This is a genomic window from Kitasatospora sp. McL0602, assembly GCF_052076145.1.
Lineage (GTDB): Bacteria > Actinomycetota > Actinomycetes > Streptomycetales > Streptomycetaceae > Kitasatospora.
In genome coordinates this window covers 1,278,846-1,295,227 of the sequence record NZ_CP197246.1, presented here as the reverse complement: position 1 = coordinate 1,295,227, position 16,382 = coordinate 1,278,846, and the positions used below count along the sequence as shown (strand labels likewise).

The following is a 16,382-nucleotide window of genomic DNA, read 5'->3' as shown; positions in this document are numbered from 1 at the left end:
TCGGAGGACTGGTCGGCGGGGGTTCTGGGTACCGGGATCCGGTATGGACCAGCACGTACTTGCGCAGCGCTTCGCGACCCTGACCACCGCTCACCTGGCCGATGCCTGTCTGCGGGCCCGGCTTCCCGTCCGGTGTGTGCCGTTGCGCCCGGTCGTTCCGGGGATGCGGCTGGCGGGACGGGTCGTGCCGGCCCGGCATGTCGGTAGTGTCGACGTCTTTCTGGAGGCTCTCGAGGCTGCTGAGCCGGGGGATGTGCTGGTCGCCGACAACGGCGGGCGGCTGGATGAGGCGTGTGTGGGGGATCTGGTGGTGCTGGAGGCGCAGGCCGCCGGGCTGAGTGGTCTGGTCGTCTGGGGGCTGCACCGCGACACCACCGACATCCGGGCGATCGGCCTGCCGCTGTTCAGTCTCGGGGCCACCCCGACCGGGCCACAGCGGCTCGACCCCCGCCCGGCTGACGCCCTGACGGCCGCCACGGTCGGTGAGTGGCCGGTGAGTGGCGAGGATCTGGCGCTGGCCGACGACGACGGCGTCCTGCTGCTGCCCGCCGCGCAGGCCGCCGAGTTGTTCACCCTTGCCGAGACGATCCGCGACACCGAGCGCCGCCAGGCCGACCTGATCCGGGCCGGATCCCCGCTGCGGGCCCAACTCGGCTTCGCCGACTACCTCGCCGCGCGGCGCCGCGACCCCGCCCTGACGTTCCGCGAGCACTTGCGCGCGACGGGCGGGGCCATCGAGGAGTGAGTGTGCTCCGGGCTCAGCCCTTCAGGAACGCCGCCACGGTCGAGCTGAAGAGCTCCGGGTCGTCCAGCCAGGGGTAGTGGCCCGCGCCGGGCTGCACGAACAGCTCGGCCGAGGGGAGCAGCGCTGCGGTCTCGGCGGCGACGGACGGTCGCGGGGCGCCGTCCAACTCGCCTGCCAGCACCAGTACTCGGGCGTCGAGGGCGGCGACGGCGGCCTTGGCCGCGGCCGGGTCGAAGGCGCCCTCCGACGGGTAGAGATCGGCGGCCTCGTCGTTGCCCAGGTCGTCGGTGGAGCGGGCGTGCTCCTGCGCGGTGGTGTCCCAACGGCCGTAGTGGAACGGGGAGATGGCGTCCCACTGCTCGTCGGTGGCGTTGTCCGGGTCGGCCAGGATCGCTTCCATCGCGGCCTGAGCGGCCGGGTACCACGGCTCGGCGGCGCGCAGGGCGCGGGCCTGTGCGCGGTGCTCCTCGGTGAACTGGAGGCCGATTGCCCGCGCACGGGCGGTGACCAGCGTCAGGGTGCGCAGGCGCTGCGGGTACCGGGCGGCGTAGAGGAGCGCGAGGTCGCCGCCGGCCGAGTGCGCGATGACGTCGGCGGTCTCCAGGCCGAGGTGCGCACGCAGGGCCTCGACGTCGTCGACCTGCCGGTCGCAGCGGTACGTCGCCGGGTCGGCGGGGGTCGCGGAGTCACCGGTGCCGCGCAGGTCGAGCAGCACCAGCTGCCGGTGCTCGGACAGCCCGCCCAGGTCGCCGAGATACGCGGAGGCGACCATCGGCCCGCCGGGTACGACGAGCAGGGGCTCGCCCTCGCCCAGGAGGTGGTAGGCGAGTTCGGTGCCGTCGGGCGCGCTGAAGGTGGGCATGGGCGTCATCCTGGACAGGGGCGGACGGTCGGGGCAACCGATTTACCGCCACGGCGGGGCGCCCCCCAAAGAAGGATGAGGGGCGCCCCGCCGTACGCGTCAGCCGGCCGTTGGCGGGCGGCGGTCGAGGATGGTCGAACGATCCGTCATGGGGACTACATATATCGTCAACCGTCATATGCAGTCCAGGGGTCGCGCGAACTCGCCTGCCAAGAGCGGTGATTGAGCCGGCCTTGCCCGCTTTCGTCATCCCCCCAGCAGGGCCGAGACCTCCGCGCCGGTGGGCAGTGACGCTTGGGCGCCGGGGCGGGTGGCCGCGAGGGCACCGGCTGCGCAGCCCTGCCGCAGGGCTTGCGGCAGCGGGAGGCCCGCGCCGAGGGCGAGGGCCAGTGCGCCGCAGAAGGCGTCGCCCGCGCCGACGGTGTCCACGGCCGCGACGGCGAACCCCGGCTCGCGGTAGCTGCGTTGGGCGTCGACCGCCAGTGCCCCGGCTGCGCCGAGCGTGACCACGACCGTGGCCGGGCCGCGCGCACGCAGCGCCGCCGGGTCGGCGCCCAGCCCGGCTGCCTCGCTCTCGTTGACCACCAACACGTCGACACAGCTCAGCAGTTGGCCGAGCAGGCGGTCGGTCTGCGGGCCGGGAGCGGGCAGCGGCGCGGCGTTGAGCACGGCGAGGGCCCCAGCCGCGCGGGCCGCGTGGGCGGCGGCGAGGACGGTGGGCAGCGGCACCTCCAGCTGGAGCAGCACGGTGTCACCGGGCCCGGCGAGCCGCCCGCCGGTGAGCCGCTCCAGAGTCGGTACGTCCAGCCGGGCGTTGGCCCCGGGGGAGAGGGTGATGGTGTTCTCGCCGTCGTCCTGCACCACGATCAGCGCCAACCCCGAGGGAACACCGTCCAGTTGGCCCACCGCGCGGTCGTCGACCCCCTCGGCGGCAAGCCCTGCCCGCAGCTCGATGCCGAACGCGTCGTCGCCGACCAGCCCGACCATCCGCACCCGCCCGCCGAGCCGGGCAGCGGCCACCGCCTGGTTCGCGCCCTTGCCGCCCGCCCCGCGCACCACGTCCGCCCCGGCGACCGTCTCGCCGGGAGCGGCGAGCCGTGGCACCGCCACCGAGAGGTCCATGTTCAGGCTGCCCACCACGATCAGTTCCCCGGCCATCGCTCACCACCGCTGTCCTCGTCGCCGTCCGTCCTCTGCCGCAGCCCAGCGTACGAGTGGCTGGGTGGCGTGAGCCTGTGCCACGATGCGGGCTCGGCGACGGTTTGCACGGATGGGGGACTCGATGAGGGACGGACTGGCGGCGGCTGCCCGCGCGGCGTTCGACGGTGGGCGGGAGCTCAGTGGACGGGAGCTCAGCGGGGTGGAGCGGCTGCGCGGGGGCAGCAAGAAGGGTGTCTACCGGCTGGCGTTCGAGAACGGCCGGACGGCGATCGCGTACCTGTGGAGCGCCGAGGAGAACTTCTGGCCGGGCGGCACCGGCGAGGACTCGGACCCGCTCTCGCACGCCTCCGGCCTCGCACTGTTCGAGGCCGCGCACGCGAAACTGACCGGGCTCGGCCTCCGCACACCCGAGCTGTACCTCGCCGACCGTACCGGCAGCTTCCTCCCCGCAGACCTCGCGATCGTCGAGGACGTGCCCGGCGAGAACCTGGAGGCGCTGCTCGACCGCGATCCGGCCGCCGCCGAGCCGGTGTTGGCGCGGCTCGGTGAGCTGCTCGGGGTGCTGGCGCGGCACACCTCGCCGACCCCGGGCAAGCTCGCCTGGCTGGCCGACTCCCCGACGGGGGAAGGGCGTTCGTGCGAGGCGATGGTGCTCGACCGGGCGTTCGTCGACCTTGCCGAGGCAGCCGGGCGGGACGCCCGGATCGCCGCCGCCCGGCCCCGGCTGGCCGAGAGCCTGCACCGGCTGGCCGAGGCGGTGCGGCCGCGCGCGGAACACGCGGTCGTGCACGGCGAACTGGGGCCTGACCACGTGCTGGTGGACGCCGCCGGGCAGCCGGTGCTGATCGACATCGAAGGGCTGATGCACTTCGACGTCGAGTGGGAGCACGCCTTCCTGCGCATCCGCTTCCACGAGCACCACGCCCGCCTGGTCGACCCCGCCCGCCCCCTGGACGAGGACCGGCTCGCCCTCTACACCCTGGCGATGCGGCTCTCCCTGGTGGCCGGGCCGCTGCGCCTGCTCGACGGTGGCTTCCCCGACCGCGCGCTGATGGCGGAGATCGCCGAGCACAACCTGCGTGAGGCGCTGCTGCTGGTCTGAGCGGCCGCGATCGGTCAGGTCCTAGCGGAGGCGGGCCAGCAAGTGGGCGTCGAGGAAGCCGCGTTCGGAGGTCGGGTCGTGGATCAGCCGGGCGAGGACGAAGAGCCCCGCCTCGGCCAGCAGCCCGGCGAACCGGTCCACCGGCCAGCTGTAGGCGGGCGTCACCTTGTGGTCGAACCGCACCGGCTCGGGGCCGTCGGTCGCGAAGAACGAGGCCAGGAGCAGGCCCCCCGGCGCCAGGACGCGGACCTGTTCGGCGAGCAGCGCGGGCAGTTCCCCGGGAGGGGTGTGAATCGTCGAGTAGTGGGCCAGCACGCCGCCCAGCGTGCGGTCCTCGACCGGCAGGGCCTCCATCCGCGCCTCGTCGAACCGCAGCGCCGGATGGGCCTGCCGGGCGTGGTCGACCATGGCCGGGGAGAGGTCGAGCCCGAAGGCGTCCAGCCCCATCTCGTGCAGCATGGCCGTCAGGTGTCCGGGCCCGCATCCGACGTCGGCCGCCCGCAGGTTCCCCGTCCCGCGCACCAGCTCGGCGAAGCTGCCGAGCATGGCCCGCGCGAACGGCTGCGTCTCCAACCGGTTGGCGAACAGTGAGGCGTACAGCTCGACGACTCCGTCGTAGGCCGCCCTGGTCTCGTCCTGGTGCTCCGTCACGGGGTGGAAGCTAGCATCCACCCCGTCCCAGGGGGCGGTCAGGCCGGGCTGCCGTGTTCGATCTGGTGGATGAGGCGCTTGAGGTGGGCGACCTCGTCCTTGAGGGCCTGGTCGCCGGCGGGGGTGAGGGACGCCCAGGTGCGCGGGCGGCGGCCTTCGTAGCCCTTCTCGATCTCGACCAGCCCGGCCTTCTCCAGGACGGTGAGGTGCTGGCCGAGGTTCCCGGCGGTGAGGTCGAGGGTGGTCCGCAGGAAGCCGAACTCGGCGCGGCGGGCCTGGTGGACGACGGTGAGGATGCCGAGCCGGACGCGTTGGTGGACGACGTCGTCGAGGCCGTTGGCCGGGTGCTGGTCCATGGGGCCCATGAGGTCGGTCATGAGGTGCTGCGGCGCCGAGGCGACTGGGTCAGGGCGAAACCGAGGCTGCCGAGCAGGAGGAACGCCCCGGGGACGGCCAGCCGGGGGAGAGCCGACCAGGGTGAGGTGGCGTCGATGCCCGCCCAGCCGGTGTCGATCGGCGCCAGCTCGACGAGCAGGTAGACCAGGGTGAAGAGCAGCAGGGCACGGTTGCGCTCCAGCCAGGACAGCACCAGCAGCGGCAGCCCGACGCACGCGGCCCCGCCGGTGAGTTGCATGAGGGAGGTCGACAGCCCGCTGCCGGGGGAGACCTGCATGCCCCAGATGTGGACCGGGGCGCCGGGCGCCCCCTCCTGGGTGCCCCAGAACGCGGTGGCGGCCAGCAGGACGGCGATGCCGACCCCGGCCAGGACGTACGGCCGGATCGGTGTGCCGACGCCCCGGTTGCGGGAGCGGCGGGTGTAGAAGTACGCGGTCGCGGCGTAGGCGAGGGTGAGCCCGAGCACCCAGTAGAGCGGCGACCCCTGCTTGGTGAGCGTGCAGCCGATGCCCGCGTCCGCGCCTGTCGAGGCGAGGTCCGGAAGGCAGTTGACGGTCCGGATGCTGAAGGTGAGGCGGCCGACGACGATCGCGCCCAGGGTGAGCGCACCCATGAGCAGCAGCGGGAACCAGGCGTCGCGCTGGGCGGCGCGGACCTTGCGGGTCAGATCGCCGAGCGCGGCCAGGACTTCGTGAGGGGTGCCGTGCGACGGCACCGACGCATCTGTCATGCAGTCAGCTTTGCATTACAGACCAGTCGTGGCAAGAGACTGCGGGAGATCAACCTGAGGACTGGACCCGGTCGAACTGGGCGAGGGCCTCGGCGGGGTCCGGGCTCACGAGGCGTTCCAGACCAGCCGTCGTGATCTCCGCCCACCGGCCGGCCCGTGCCCACATCCGCTCCTCGAAGGCGCGGACGGCCTCGTCCAGATCTCCGGGGCCGGTGGCGATGGACTCGGCGAGTTCGGCGCCCTCCAGCATCGCGAGGTTGGCGCCCGCTCCCAACGGGGGCATCAGATGGGCGGCGTCGCCCAGGAGCGTCACCCCGGAGACGTGCGCCCAGCTGTGGCCGACGGGCAGGACGTGGAAGGGGCGGTGGACGAAAGCGGTGCCGTGGCGGAGGAGTTCGAGGACGGGAGCGGCCCAGCCGTCGAACAGGGCCAGCAGGCTCGACCGCACGGCCTCGGCGTCGGCCAGGTCCAGATCCGCGTGCCAGTCCAGCGGCGCGCGGAACTTGGCGTACACCTTGACGTGGCCGCCGCTGTTGCGTTGGGCGACGACGGCCCGGTTCGCGCCGTACACCGCCACGGAGCCGTCGCCGATCAGCCGGGCGAGGTCGGGGTGGCGGGTGCCGACGTCGTCCAGGGAGGTCTCGACCGAGGTGACGCCGGTGTAGTGCGGCGTCACCGGCGAGACGGCCGGGCGGACCCGGGACCAGGCACCGTCCGCGCCGACCACGAGGTCGAACGTCTCTTCTCGCCCGTCGGCGAAACGGACCAGTACGCCGTCCCGGGCCCCCGGCACCACATGCGTCACGCCCCGGCCCCACTGGACGTCGAGCGGGCCGAGCAGCAGGTCACGGAGTTGCCGACGGTCGATCTCGGGGTTGGCCCGGTCGTCCGGACGGGGTCGCCAGTCGCGCAGGACCGTCCCGTCCGTGTCCAGGATGCGCATGGCCTGCCCCTCGGGGCGGGAGAGCGCCTCGAACTCCGCCAGCAGCCCCGCCTTCTCCAGCGCGAGCTGGCCCAGCCCTTCGTGCAGGTCCAGCGTGCCGCCCGGGGGTCGGGCGTCGGGGGCGGGGTCGCGTTCGAGGACGGTGACGGGGTGGCCGTGGCGGTGCAGGACGCGGGCGAAAGCAAGGCCGCCGGGGCCGCTTCCAACTGCGGCGATACGGTGTCTCATGTCGATACACTGTATTGGTCACTACGATGTATCGCAACAGAACAGAACGGTGTGACCATGACTGTGTGGGACCGGCCGGAGCCGCCGACTCGCCCCGCGCCGCTCGATCGGGAGCGGATCGTCGCCGCCGCCGTCGCGCTGGCGGACGAGGGCGGGCTGGAGGCGGTGTCGGTGCGCAAGGTCGCCGCCCGGCTGGACGCGGGCCCGATGCGGCTGTACGGATACATCTCCACCAAGCAGGAGCTGTTCGACCTCATGACGGACGAGGTCCACGCCGAGATCCTCCCCGAGGAGCAGCCCGGTGGCCCCGGTGACTGGCGGGAGGCGCTGCTCGTCCTCGCCCACCGCACCAGGCTGGCCGCCCTCCGGCACGAGTGGCTGGCCGACCTCCTCGGTGGCCGCCCGACCCTCGGCCCGAACGGCCTCGCCGTGACCGAGGCCAAGCTGGCCGCCCTCGACGGCCTCGCCGACATCGACACTGTCATGCGCGCCGTGGAGACCGTCAGCGCCTACGTCACCGGCGCGATCAGGCGCGAGATCGCGAACCTGCGGGCCGAGCACGCGACGGGCCTGTCCAAGCAGGACTGGCGGCGCGCCTCCGGCCCGCACGTGACGAGGATGTTGGCCACGGGCCGCTTCCCGGCGCTGGCCAAGGCCGTGCACGACGGCACGGACGTGGACGCCGAGGCATCCTTCGCGACCGGCCTGGACTGGGTGCTCGACGCCGTGGCCGCGAAGCTCAGTCGGCCGCCGGCGCGGCACTAGCGGTAGTCGTCCTCGTCGAGCTCGACCACCCGGGCCTGCTCGGCGCGGTCGGCCTCGTTGGCCGTGTCGGGGTCGAGGCCGTTCAGCTTGTCGTCGCGGCGCTGGGAGACGTCGGTGTGCTGCTCGGCGGCGTCGGCCTCGGGGGCCTCGACGTCGAACTCCGCCGGTTCCTCGTCCTCGAAGGTGTCAGGGTCGGTCGGGTCGACGGACATGGGGCCTCCTCGGCGCCGTGCGGCTGCGGACGTACCGGAACGTATCGGTCCCGGAGTCCGGTGCGCCGCAGGCGCGCTGAGGTGCCCTGCGAGGGTGCTGCGCTGATGCGGTGTGTGCTGATGTGGCGTCAGGTGTCAGCTGTCAGGAGCGGACGAGGCGGGCGATCGCGTCGTTGGCTTCCTTGAGCTTGAGGGTCGCCTCGTCGCCGCCTTCGGCGACGGCGCGGCTGACGCAGTGCGCGAGGTGCTCCTCCAGCAGCTGGAGGGCGAAGGACTGCAACGCGCGGGTGCTGGCGGAGACCTGGGTCAGGATGTCGATGCAGTAGGTGTCGCTCTCGACCATCCGCTGCAGGCCCCGGATCTGGCCCTCGATGCGGCGCAGACGCTTGAGGACGTCGTCCTTGTTGTTGGTGTAGCTGACCATGGCCCTCTCCTCTGCCGGGACGCGGGGGCGGCATCCTATGTCACCTTACTGTACCGGGGGGTGGTATCCGAGAGTGCGGAACGCGGTGCGGCTGGGCAAGTGCGGTCAGCGCGCCGAGCGCCAGCAGGCCCGCGCCGATGGCCAGCCCGGCCGCCGTGCCGCCGGGGCCGTCGGAGAGCGCCCCCGCGAGCACCGGGCCCAGGCACTGCCCTAGGGCGAAGGCGGTGGTCAGGCCCGCCAGCGCCGCCGTCCAGAGCGGTTGCGGCAGGCTGTCACGGGCGGCGGCGGTCATCGCGGTGACGACGGAGAGGAAGGCGACGCCGAACAGCAACGCCGACAGCACACCGACCGGCAGCGCCTGGCTGACCAGCGGCAGCGCGGCGCCGAGCGCCGTCACGCCGATCACCAGCGCCCCGCCCCGGCCGCCCGGAAGCCGGGCGAGCACCGGGCTCCAGGCGAGCGCGCCGAGCACGGCGGCCGCACCGAGCAGCACCCAGAAGGTGGTGACCCGGCCGTCGGTGGCCCCGCCCTGGCGTAGGTAGGCCACGATGAAGGTCATGTACGCGATGTACCCGGCGCCGTAGAGCCCGTACGCGGCGAGCAGCGGGAGCAGACCGCGCACCGGCCAGCGGACCGGCGTGCCGGCGGGGGAGCGGCCGGCGGCCTGGGCGGCGCCGGGCAGGCAGGCGGGGGAGACCGCCAGCGCCAGGGCGGCGAGCACCAGCCAGGCGGTGCGCCAGTGGGTGCCGTCCAGGAAGAGCGGCACGGTGAGGCCGGAGACGACGATGCCGAGGCCGCCGCCCGCGAAGTAGAGGCCGAGCAGCAGGGTCGCCCGGCGGGGCGGGGCGTCGGCCCCGAGCCGGGCGGTGAGCGCGCCGCCGACCACCAGGGCCACCGCGCCGCCGACCCCGGCGGCCAGCCGCACGGCCAGCAGGTACGGCACCGAGCTGCCGACGGCGGTCGCGGCGAGCGCGGCGACGGTGACGGCGAGCCCGCCGAGCAGTGCGCGGCGTTCGCCGAGGCGGGCCACCAGCAGGGGTGTGGCGAGTGCGCCGAGCAGGTAGCCGAGGGCGTTCGCCGTGCTCAGCGCGCCTGCGGTGGCGAGTGACCAGTGCAGTGAGCTGCGCATCGCGGGCAGCAGCAGCGCATACGCGAAACGGCCCAAGCCCAGGGACACGGCCGGGACGGCAGCCAGTCCGAGAGCTCGGGCCATCGCCCGCCGCGCCGTGACCGGGGAGGGGTCGGCCGTTTCGGTGGTGGCCATCGCTCCTCCTCGGCATCCCGTCGGGTGGGCCGCCGGGTGGCGTACGGCCGGGCCCGTCGGAGTACGGGGGGACTCCTCCGGGCCCGGCCGGCTTCAGGGGGTCGGGTGTCCGGTCGGGACACCCGGGTGGGGCGTGGGCGTTGGCGTGGGCGTCAGGCGGAGACGAGCCCGGTCAGCTCGTAGCCCGCCTCGTCGACGGCGGCCGCGACCTCGGCCTGCGCCAGCGGCTGCTCGCTGTCGACGGTGACGTGCCCGGTGGCGAGGTCGACGGTCACGTTGGTGACGCCGCTGATCTTGCTGACCTCGGCCGTCACGGACCCGACGCAGTGCCCGCAGGTCATCCCGGTCACCACGAACACCTCGCGGACGCCGGAGACCGCGGCCTCGTCGGCCGGGGCCGTCCCGCAGGAACTGCCGCCGCAGCAGCCACCGGTCGACTCGTCGTTCTCGATCAGGAGGTTCTCGCTCATCTGCTGCTCCCTTGGCGGAGGTGGTACAGGCCCGCGGCCGACCCGCGTTCTTCTACGAAGGTACCATACCCCCCTATGGTTTATCTGACACTGTGTGTGAGAGCTCGGGGACAGTGGGAGCAGGGTGGGGTACGGGCCTCGGCCTCAGCCGAGGACGGGCCCGCAGGTCATGAAGTACGGCAGCGCGGCCGCCGCCAGACCGAGCAGCAGGATGCCGCAGTGCGCGACGGGGTGCAGCGGTGCGCTCGGCCGCAGCAGCCGCCGCAGCCTGGTCAGCACCGCCGCACTGCCGGCCGCGAAGGCGGAGCGCGGCACCCCGCCCGCCGCGACCTCGCACATCGCATCCGCCAGGGCCCGCGCGGAGCTGCTCCGCAGGGCGCGGTCGTCGCAGGCCATCTCCAGCAGCTCGGCGGTGCTCTCGCGGGCCGCGCGCGCCAGCGGCAGCCCGCGGAAGGCGCGGGCGAAGGCCTCGGTGGCGGCGGTGGCGAGGTGGTGGCGGCCGGTCAGGTGGGCCCGCTCGTGCGCCAGAACGGCCTGGAGCTGCGCGGTGCTGAGGGTGCGCAGCGCGCCGCTGGTGAGCACCACCCGGGGGCGGCGGCCGGGCAGGCAGTAGGCGGCGGGGGTGTCGTGGTCGAGCACGACGGCGCGCAGCTCGGGCGCCGGGCGCCCGACCAGGTCGAGGAGTTCGGCGTGCCGACGCCTGCGGCGGCGGGCTGAGGTGGTGACGGCGACGAAGCAGGCGGCCGGCCAGATCGCGGTGAGACCGATCGGCAGCAGCAGCCCGGCGCCCTCCGCGCCGTGGACGGGCGGCTCGCCGTCGGGGCCGTTCAGCCACTCCTCGGCGGCGCCGAGCAGCCCGTGCAGGTGCTGGCCGGAGGCGGTGACGTGGTACCAGGCGAGGGCGAGCGTGACGACGAAGGAGACCATCAGGGCCTGCCAGACCAGGATGGCGGTCTTGGGTGCCCGCAGGGCCCACTTGGCCCGCGCGAGCGGGCCGGGCACCGCGCAGCCGATGAGTGCCGCGTACCCGGCCAGCACGACGGAACCGATCACACCTGCTCGCCGGGCGTGAGGTCGCCGGGGGTGAGGGAGCGCAGGGCCTGGCGCAGGGCCTCCTGCTCGTCCGGGGTGATCCCCTCCACGAAGTGGGCCAGTGCGCTGGAGCGGTTGGCGCTGACGCCGAGTGCGTCCTGCATCAGGGCGGCGGTGTACGACTCGCGGCTGCGGGTGGGCTCGTAGAGCCAGGCGCGGCGCTCCTTCTCCCGGCGCAGCAGGCCCTTGCGGTACAGGATGTCGGCCACGGTCATGACGGTGGTGTAGGCGAGCGGGCGCTGCCGGTTGAGATCGTCGACGACCTCGCGGACGGTCGCCGGACGGCCCCATGTCCACAGGCGGTCCATGATCTCGGCTTCGAGCTCTCCCAGTCGTCGCACTCCCGCTCCCCCCAACGCGTCGCGTACCGCTGTCCGGGCCCATGGTAGCCCGTTCGAGCGATACCGGGGAAGGCGTGGTGAATCCGCCGTCATACCTCAGGGGGGTAAGGTATCAAAGCAGACGATTAGCATCATGCCTGGTCAGAGGCCATGTCTGTGTGCGGACCTGACGAACGTGCAGCGGAGCAGGCCGCCTCGACGGCTGTGCGCCCGCATCCTGACCCGTATGACCACCTTCGCCGAGGCCGATCCGGCCGCCTCCCCGAACGCCCCCGGCGCCGCGGCCGCAGCCGCTCCGCGCCGGGCGCTCGACCCGCAGACCCGCGCCGTGCACCCGGCCGTCCCGCCACTGGAGGGCGGCCGCCCGCTCAGCCCGCCGCTCTACCAGACCTCCGGGTTCGCCTTCGACAGCGCGGACGCGATCGCCGAGGCGATGGCCGGGCCCGAGGGCGCCTACGTCTACACCCGCCGCGCCAACCCCACCACCCGTGCGCTGGAGACCGCGATCGCCGACCTGGAGGGCGGCGCGGCCGCGATCGCCACCGGCTCCGGGATGGGTGCGATCAGCTCCGTGCTGCTCTCGCTGCTGCGCCCCGGTGACCACGTCATCGCCCAACGCTGCCTCTACGGCGGCACGTACGCGATCCTCACCGACCTCGCGGAGCGCTTCGGCATCGAGGTCACCTACATCGCCGCGGAGGACCCGGCGGAGGTCACGGCCGCGCTGCGCCCGCGCTCCCGGCTGCTCTACCTGGAGACCATCGCCAACCCGATGACGCAGGTCAGCGACCTGCCCGCGCTGTTCGCGGCGGGCCGGGCGGCGGGCCTGCTCGGGGTGGTCGACAACTCGCTGGCCTCGCCGCTGCTCTGCCGCCCGATCGAGCACGGCGCCGACATCGTCGTGCACTCCACCACCAAGTACCTGGGCGGGCACTCGGACGTGATCGGCGGCGCGGTGGTCTTCGCCGACCCCGAGCTGCACCGGTCGGTCTGGGCGCGGGCGGTCGAACTCGGCTCCACCGCCGACCCGTTCGCGGCCTGGCTGACGCTGCGCGGCATGCAGACCCTGCCGCTGCGGATGCGCCAGCACTGCGCCAACGCCGCCCACCTCGCCGGGCGGCTGGCCGCGCACCCGGCCGTCGCGGCGGTGCACTGGCCCGGCCTGGCCGGGCATCCGACCCACGAGACCGCCACTCGGGTGCTCGACGGCTACGGGGGCGTACTCGCCTTCGACCTGGCGGGCGGCCGGGAGGCGGGGCGGCGCTTCGTCGAGGGAGTCCGGCTGGCCTCGCTGGCGCTCTCGCTCGGCGGCGTCGAGACGCTCGTGACGCACCCGGCGAGCACCTCCCACCGGGAGTACGGCGAGGCCGAGTTGGCGGCCGCCGGGATAGCCGCCGGCACCGTCAGGGTGGCCGTCGGGGTGGAGCACCCCGAGGACCTCTGGGCGGACTTCGAGCAGGCGCTCGATGGTGTTTCGGTGCGGCTCTGACACAGTATCGAGGCCCGCTAGATTTGGCTTGACCAAAGAAACGGGCCAGCCATATGTTGAATCCGGCCTTGAGGACTTCGGGCAGACACAGACAAGGGGCAGCAATGCACTACTTCGAGGACTTCGAAGCCGGAGACGTGCACGACCTCGGCACGGTCTCGCTCACCGAGCAGGAGATCATCGACTTCGGCACCCGCTGGGACCCGCAGCCGTTCCACACCGACCCCGAGCTGGCCGCCGCCTCCGCGTACGGATCGCTGATCGCCAGCGGCTGGCAGACCGCCTCGATGTTCATGCGGCGCTACGTCGACGGGCTGCTCGCCGACAGCGCCTGCGTCGGCTCGCCCGGCGTCGACGAGATCCGCTACCTGAAGCCCGTCCGCCCGGGGGAGGTGCTCCGGGCCAAGGTCTACATCCTCGGCTCCAAGCCCTCCTTCGGCCGGCCGGACACCGGCATCGTCCAGCCGCGCTGCCAGCTGGAGGCCGAGGACGGCAGCGTCGTCTTCAGCATGATCCTGCACAGCATTTTCGTCCGTCGCACCAGCCGTGCCTTCGGCCGGTCGCTCGACCCGTGTCACCCGTAACCCCCGTACCGCCAGCCGTACTTGTCACGCACCATCACCCGACACAGAGGGGCCTCCCGTGGAAGCCGTATCCCGTACCGCCCAGTGGACCGCCGCTGCGCGCGCCCTGGAATCCGAGCGGGAGAACCCGCTGTTCGTCGACCCGTACGCCCGCACCGTCGCCGCCGGGATCGGCTTCGACCTGCTGGAGCGCTACGCCGGGGCCGGGACGGTGGAGTTCCTCGCCATCCGCACCGCCTACCTGGACGCGGCGATCGGCAAGGCCGTGACGGAGCAGGGCATCCGGCAGATCGTCTTCGTCGCCTCCGGCATGGACACCCGCCCCTTCCGGCTGGAGTGGCCGGACAGCGTCACCGTCTTCGAGCTGGACCGGCCCGCGCTGCTCGCCGCCAAGGCCGGGCTGCTGGCCGAGGCCGAGCTGCCCGCCGGGGTCTCCCGCCACCCCGTCGCCGTCGACCTCGCCGGGGAGTGGGCCGGCTCGCTCGCCGAGGCGGGCTGGCAGGCCGACGTCCCGACGCTCTGGGTCGTCGAGGGGCTGCTCTTCTTCCTGCCCGAGGACGCGGTGCGCCGCCTGCTCGGCACCGTCTGCGAGCTGACCGGCACCGGCAGCGTGCTGCTCGGCGACGTCGCCAGCCGGGTCTCGCTGCAGAACCCGCTGGCCCGCCCCTTCCTGAACGCCCTGAAGGCGGACGACTCGGCCTGGCTCTTCGGCACCGACGAGCCCGAGAAGTTCCTCACCGAGTGCGGCTGGATCGTCCGCGAGGTCAAGCAGCCGGGCGAGCCGGGCGCGGAGTTCGGCCGCTGGCCGTACGCGGTGGTCAACCGCGACGTGCCCCGGGTGCCGCGCTCCTTCCTGTTCACGGCCGACGTCCCGCAGCGCTGATCCCACCACCTCCCGGAGGCACCCCTCATGACCGAGACGATCACCGAATTCCACCAGCGCGTCATCACCGACGCGGGCGCCGCCGTCCGTGGCCTGACCGTCGCCCTCGGCGAGCGGCTCGGCCTCTACCGTGCGCTCAACGGCGCCGGGCGCCTGACCATCGCGCAGTTCGCCGAGAAGGCCGACATCCAGGAGATGTACGCCCGCGAGTGGCTGCACGCCCAGGTCAGCGCCGATTACGTCACCCACGACGCCGAGACCGACACCTTCTGGCTGACCGACACCCAGGCCGCCGTGCTCGGCGACGAGGACAGCCCGGTCTACGCCGCTGCCTTCTTCACCGCGATCAAGGCCCTGTACGCGACCGAGGACCTGCTCGTCGAGGCGTACCGCAACGGCGGCGGCGTCGGCTGGGCCGACCACCACGCGAGCCTCGACTCCGGTATGGGCAGCTACTTCCTGCCCGGCTACCGCGCCAACCTGGTCTCCAAGTGGATCCCCGCCCTGGAGGGCATGGCGGAGCTGCTGGCCGAGGGCGGCAAGGTCGCCGACATCGGCTGCGGGGTCGGCTACTCGACCCTGCTGATGGCCGAGGCCTTCCCGAACGCGACCTTCTACGGCTACGACTACTCCGAGGAGGCGATCTCGCAGGCCAAGGAGGTCGCCGAGAAGGCCGGGATGGGCGACCGCGTCCACTTCGAGGTCGCGCCCGCCGAGGGCTACCCCGGCGAGGACTACGACCTGATCACCTTCTTCAACGTGGTGCACGACCTCGGTGACCCGGAGACGGCCGCCCGCGAGGTCCACCGCGCGCTCGCGCCGAACGGCACCTGGATGATCGTCGAGCCCAACGCCCACGAGGCCGTCGGCGACAACACCACCCCCGCCGGGCGGCTGTTCATGAGCCTCTCCGCCGTGATGTGCCTGCCCGTCGCCGCCGCCCAGCGCGGCCCGTACGCACTGGGCAACCACTCCGGCGAGCACGCCCTGCGCGCGATCGCCGAGAAGGCCGGCTTCACCCGCTGGCGGCGTGCCACCGACTCCGCCGTCAGCGCCGTGTTCGAGGCCCGTCCCTGACCCGGTCGCCCCGCCGACCCGACCACACTTCCCCCGGAGGCACTCATGTCCGCCGCCACGCTCGAAGTCACCGACCGGTTCCGCGAGTTGCTCGACCGGCTGACGCAGAAGTCCATCGACGACTACTACAACCCGTACCAGCGCTTCGTCTGGCCCGACAGCCTGCCCGACGACGCCTGGTGGATGAGCCCGGACCTCATCTCGGTGTACGGCACCCCCCTCTTCGACAGTTACGACGAGCAGACCCTGAAGGCCCTCTCCAAGTGGGAGAGCATCAACTTCTACAGCCTCAACGTGCACGGCATCCGCGAGCTGCTGATCGAGGTCGTGGACCGCATCCACACCCCGCACTTCGACGTCGCCTCGGACTTCTTCCACCACTTCATCGGTGAGGAGAACGAGCACATGTGGTTCTTCGCCGAGTTCTGCAAGCGCTACGGCAAGAAGCTCTACAAGGGCGCGGCGCTGAAGTCGGCACCCACCGAGAAGTTCGAGCCCGAGGTGGAGAACTTCCTCGTCTTCGCCCGCATCCTCTTCTTCGAGGAGATGGTCGACTTCTACAACACCCGGATGTCCCAGGACACTTCGCTCAGCGAGACGATCCGCCAGGTCAACCGCATCCACCACGAGGACGAATCCCGGCACATCGCCTTCGGGCGCGAGCTGGTCTCGCACCTGCACGGGCGGATGAAGGCGGCCGTCAGCGCCGAGCGGCTGCGCGAGGTCGAGGTGTACCTGAAGCGCTACATCGTCTTCAGCCTGCACTCCTTCTACAACCCGCACGTCTACCGCGACGCCGGGCTCGCCAACCCTCTGGAGGTGCGCGAGACGCTGATCGCCGCCGAGGGCCGCCGAGCCGCCGAGCGCAAGGTCATCCGCAAGCCGATGGCCTTCTTCCTCAAGTCCGGCATCTTCGCCGACGACACCCTCCCGGTCTGACGCCGCGTCAACTCCGGTTGCCGA

The 16,382-nt window shown here is 72.8% G+C and carries 20 protein-coding genes; 8 read left to right on the top strand and 12 right to left on the bottom strand.

Going from position 1 to position 16,382, the window contains the following annotated elements; genetic code table 11:
* Nucleotides 1–43: 43 nt before the first annotated feature.
* Nucleotides 44–745: an RraA family protein gene (locus ACR68M_RS06085; RefSeq protein ID WP_441249391.1), complete on the top strand. Its 702-nt coding sequence runs from the start codon at nucleotides 44–46 to the stop codon at nucleotides 743–745.
* A 13-nt stretch (nucleotides 746–758) separates the two neighbouring features.
* Here ACR68M_RS06085 and ACR68M_RS06080 read toward each other — a convergent pair whose 3' ends face one another.
* Both ACR68M_RS06080 and ACR68M_RS06075 read right to left on the bottom strand, forming a co-directional pair.
* The gene (locus tag ACR68M_RS06080; RefSeq protein ID WP_441249390.1) at nucleotides 759–1,607 is read right to left on the bottom strand and encodes an alpha/beta fold hydrolase; all 849 of its coding nucleotides are present in this window, start codon (nucleotides 1,605–1,607) and stop codon (nucleotides 759–761) included.
* 246 nt (nucleotides 1,608–1,853) lie between these two features.
* Nucleotides 1,854–2,765: a ribokinase gene (locus ACR68M_RS06075; protein ID WP_441249389.1), complete on the bottom strand. Its 912-nt coding sequence runs from the start codon at nucleotides 2,763–2,765 to the stop codon at nucleotides 1,854–1,856.
* Nucleotides 2,766–2,889: 124 nt separating this feature from the next.
* Between ACR68M_RS06075 and ACR68M_RS06070 the strand changes: the two genes are divergently transcribed.
* The gene (locus ACR68M_RS06070; protein WP_441249388.1) at nucleotides 2,890–3,870 is read left to right on the top strand and encodes a phosphotransferase family protein; all 981 of its coding nucleotides are present in this window, start codon (nucleotides 2,890–2,892) and stop codon (nucleotides 3,868–3,870) included.
* Between the two features lie 21 nt (nucleotides 3,871–3,891).
* Here the strand turns inward: ACR68M_RS06070 and ACR68M_RS06065 are convergent, their stop codons facing one another.
* Genes ACR68M_RS06065 through ACR68M_RS06050 form a run of 4 tightly spaced genes read right to left on the bottom strand, consistent with a single transcriptional unit; the run spans nucleotide 3,892 to nucleotide 6,818 of the window.
* A complete protein-coding gene (locus ACR68M_RS06065; protein ID WP_441249387.1) occupies nucleotides 3,892–4,521 on the bottom strand; it encodes a class I SAM-dependent methyltransferase in 630 nt (209 codons plus the stop codon).
* Nucleotides 4,522–4,559: 38 nt separating this feature from the next.
* Nucleotides 4,560–4,877 (bottom strand): winged helix-turn-helix domain-containing protein, encoded by a 318-nt coding sequence (locus ACR68M_RS06060; RefSeq protein ID WP_441249386.1) that lies wholly within the window; start codon nucleotides 4,875–4,877, stop codon nucleotides 4,560–4,562.
* A gap of 17 nt (nucleotides 4,878–4,894) precedes the next feature.
* Nucleotides 4,895–5,647: a hypothetical protein gene (locus ACR68M_RS06055; protein WP_441249385.1), complete on the bottom strand. Its 753-nt coding sequence runs from the start codon at nucleotides 5,645–5,647 to the stop codon at nucleotides 4,895–4,897.
* A 49-nt stretch (nucleotides 5,648–5,696) separates the two neighbouring features.
* Entirely contained in the window at nucleotides 5,697–6,818 is a 1,122-nt protein-coding gene (locus ACR68M_RS06050) for an FAD-dependent oxidoreductase (RefSeq protein WP_441249384.1), read from the bottom strand.
* 57 nt (nucleotides 6,819–6,875) lie between these two features.
* On the opposite strand from ACR68M_RS06050, the gene ACR68M_RS06045 reads away from it, so the two are divergent.
* A complete protein-coding gene (locus ACR68M_RS06045; protein ID WP_441249383.1) occupies nucleotides 6,876–7,583 on the top strand; it encodes a TetR/AcrR family transcriptional regulator in 708 nt (235 codons plus the stop codon).
* Here the strand turns inward: ACR68M_RS06045 and ACR68M_RS06040 are convergent.
* From ACR68M_RS06040 to ACR68M_RS06015, 6 genes are all read right to left on the bottom strand, one after another.
* Complete coding sequence (locus tag ACR68M_RS06040; protein WP_441249382.1) at nucleotides 7,580–7,795, bottom strand: hypothetical protein; 216 nt, start codon at nucleotides 7,793–7,795, stop codon at nucleotides 7,580–7,582. The two genes, ACR68M_RS06045 and ACR68M_RS06040, sit on opposite strands and share 4 nt — an antisense overlap.
* 142 nt (nucleotides 7,796–7,937) lie before the next feature.
* A complete protein-coding gene (locus tag ACR68M_RS06035; RefSeq protein ID WP_441251519.1) occupies nucleotides 7,938–8,258 on the bottom strand; it encodes a metal-sensitive transcriptional regulator in 321 nt (106 codons plus the stop codon).
* Between the two features lies 1 nt (nucleotide 8,259).
* Nucleotides 8,260–9,483: a YbfB/YjiJ family MFS transporter gene (locus ACR68M_RS06030; protein WP_441249381.1), complete on the bottom strand. Its 1,224-nt coding sequence runs from the start codon at nucleotides 9,481–9,483 to the stop codon at nucleotides 8,260–8,262.
* Between the two features lie 152 nt (nucleotides 9,484–9,635).
* The gene (locus tag ACR68M_RS06025; RefSeq protein WP_441249380.1) at nucleotides 9,636–9,953 is read right to left on the bottom strand and encodes a heavy-metal-associated domain-containing protein; all 318 of its coding nucleotides are present in this window, start codon (nucleotides 9,951–9,953) and stop codon (nucleotides 9,636–9,638) included.
* A 144-nt stretch (nucleotides 9,954–10,097) separates the two neighbouring features.
* Nucleotides 10,098–11,006 (bottom strand): M56 family metallopeptidase, encoded by a 909-nt coding sequence (locus ACR68M_RS06020; RefSeq protein ID WP_441249379.1) that lies wholly within the window; start codon nucleotides 11,004–11,006, stop codon nucleotides 10,098–10,100.
* Entirely contained in the window at nucleotides 11,003–11,386 is a 384-nt protein-coding gene (locus tag ACR68M_RS06015) for a BlaI/MecI/CopY family transcriptional regulator (protein ID WP_441249378.1), read from the bottom strand. The genes ACR68M_RS06020 and ACR68M_RS06015 overlap by 4 nt, the downstream gene beginning before the upstream one ends.
* Before the next feature lie 226 nt (nucleotides 11,387–11,612).
* Here ACR68M_RS06015 and ACR68M_RS06010 point away from each other — a divergent pair, with 226 nt between their 5' ends.
* The 5 genes from ACR68M_RS06010 (at nucleotide 11,613) to ACR68M_RS05990 (ending at nucleotide 16,358) form a co-directional block, all read left to right on the top strand.
* A complete protein-coding gene (locus tag ACR68M_RS06010) occupies nucleotides 11,613–12,875 on the top strand; it encodes a trans-sulfuration enzyme family protein (protein ID WP_441249377.1) in 1,263 nt (420 codons plus the stop codon).
* A 104-nt stretch (nucleotides 12,876–12,979) separates the two neighbouring features.
* The gene (locus ACR68M_RS06005) at nucleotides 12,980–13,459 is read left to right on the top strand and encodes a MaoC family dehydratase (RefSeq protein ID WP_441249376.1); all 480 of its coding nucleotides are present in this window, start codon (nucleotides 12,980–12,982) and stop codon (nucleotides 13,457–13,459) included.
* A 58-nt stretch (nucleotides 13,460–13,517) separates the two neighbouring features.
* Nucleotides 13,518–14,342 carry an SAM-dependent methyltransferase gene (locus ACR68M_RS06000; RefSeq protein ID WP_441249375.1) on the top strand — a complete coding sequence of 275 codons (825 nt, stop codon included), beginning with the start codon at nucleotides 13,518–13,520 and terminating at the stop codon, nucleotides 14,340–14,342.
* 27 nt (nucleotides 14,343–14,369) lie between these two features.
* Complete coding sequence (locus ACR68M_RS05995; RefSeq protein WP_441249374.1) at nucleotides 14,370–15,419, top strand: class I SAM-dependent methyltransferase; 1,050 nt, start codon at nucleotides 14,370–14,372, stop codon at nucleotides 15,417–15,419.
* Nucleotides 15,420–15,464: 45 nt separating this feature from the next.
* Complete coding sequence (locus tag ACR68M_RS05990) at nucleotides 15,465–16,358, top strand: diiron oxygenase (protein ID WP_441249373.1); 894 nt, start codon at nucleotides 15,465–15,467, stop codon at nucleotides 16,356–16,358.
* Nucleotides 16,359–16,382: the final 24 nt, after the last annotated feature.

Coding starts and splice junctions, on each gene's coding strand:
- ACR68M_RS06070 (WP_441249388.1), top strand. CDS start 2,890: ATGAGGGACGGACTGGCGGCGGCTGCCCGCGCGGCGTTCGACGGTGGG.
- ACR68M_RS06055 (WP_441249385.1), bottom strand. CDS start 5,647: ATGACAGATGCGTCGGTGCCGTCGCACGGCACCCCTCACGAAGTCCTG.
- ACR68M_RS06075 (WP_441249389.1), bottom strand. CDS start 2,765: ATGGCCGGGGAACTGATCGTGGTGGGCAGCCTGAACATGGACCTCTCG.
- ACR68M_RS06005 (WP_441249376.1), top strand. CDS start 12,980: ATGCACTACTTCGAGGACTTCGAAGCCGGAGACGTGCACGACCTCGGC.
- ACR68M_RS06010 (WP_441249377.1), top strand. CDS start 11,613: ATGACCACCTTCGCCGAGGCCGATCCGGCCGCCTCCCCGAACGCCCCC.
- ACR68M_RS05990 (WP_441249373.1), top strand. CDS start 15,465: ATGTCCGCCGCCACGCTCGAAGTCACCGACCGGTTCCGCGAGTTGCTC.
- ACR68M_RS06040 (WP_441249382.1), bottom strand. CDS start 7,795: ATGTCCGTCGACCCGACCGACCCTGACACCTTCGAGGACGAGGAACCG.
- ACR68M_RS06050 (WP_441249384.1), bottom strand. CDS start 6,818: ATGAGACACCGTATCGCCGCAGTTGGAAGCGGCCCCGGCGGCCTTGCT.
- ACR68M_RS06030 (WP_441249381.1), bottom strand. CDS start 9,483: ATGGCCACCACCGAAACGGCCGACCCCTCCCCGGTCACGGCGCGGCGG.
- ACR68M_RS05995 (WP_441249374.1), top strand. CDS start 14,370: ATGACCGAGACGATCACCGAATTCCACCAGCGCGTCATCACCGACGCG.
- ACR68M_RS06025 (WP_441249380.1), bottom strand. CDS start 9,953: ATGAGCGAGAACCTCCTGATCGAGAACGACGAGTCGACCGGTGGCTGC.
- ACR68M_RS06085 (WP_441249391.1), top strand. CDS start 44: ATGGACCAGCACGTACTTGCGCAGCGCTTCGCGACCCTGACCACCGCT.
- ACR68M_RS06060 (WP_441249386.1), bottom strand. CDS start 4,877: ATGGACCAGCACCCGGCCAACGGCCTCGACGACGTCGTCCACCAACGC.
- ACR68M_RS06045 (WP_441249383.1), top strand. CDS start 6,876: ATGACTGTGTGGGACCGGCCGGAGCCGCCGACTCGCCCCGCGCCGCTC.
- ACR68M_RS06080 (WP_441249390.1), bottom strand. CDS start 1,607: ATGCCCACCTTCAGCGCGCCCGACGGCACCGAACTCGCCTACCACCTC.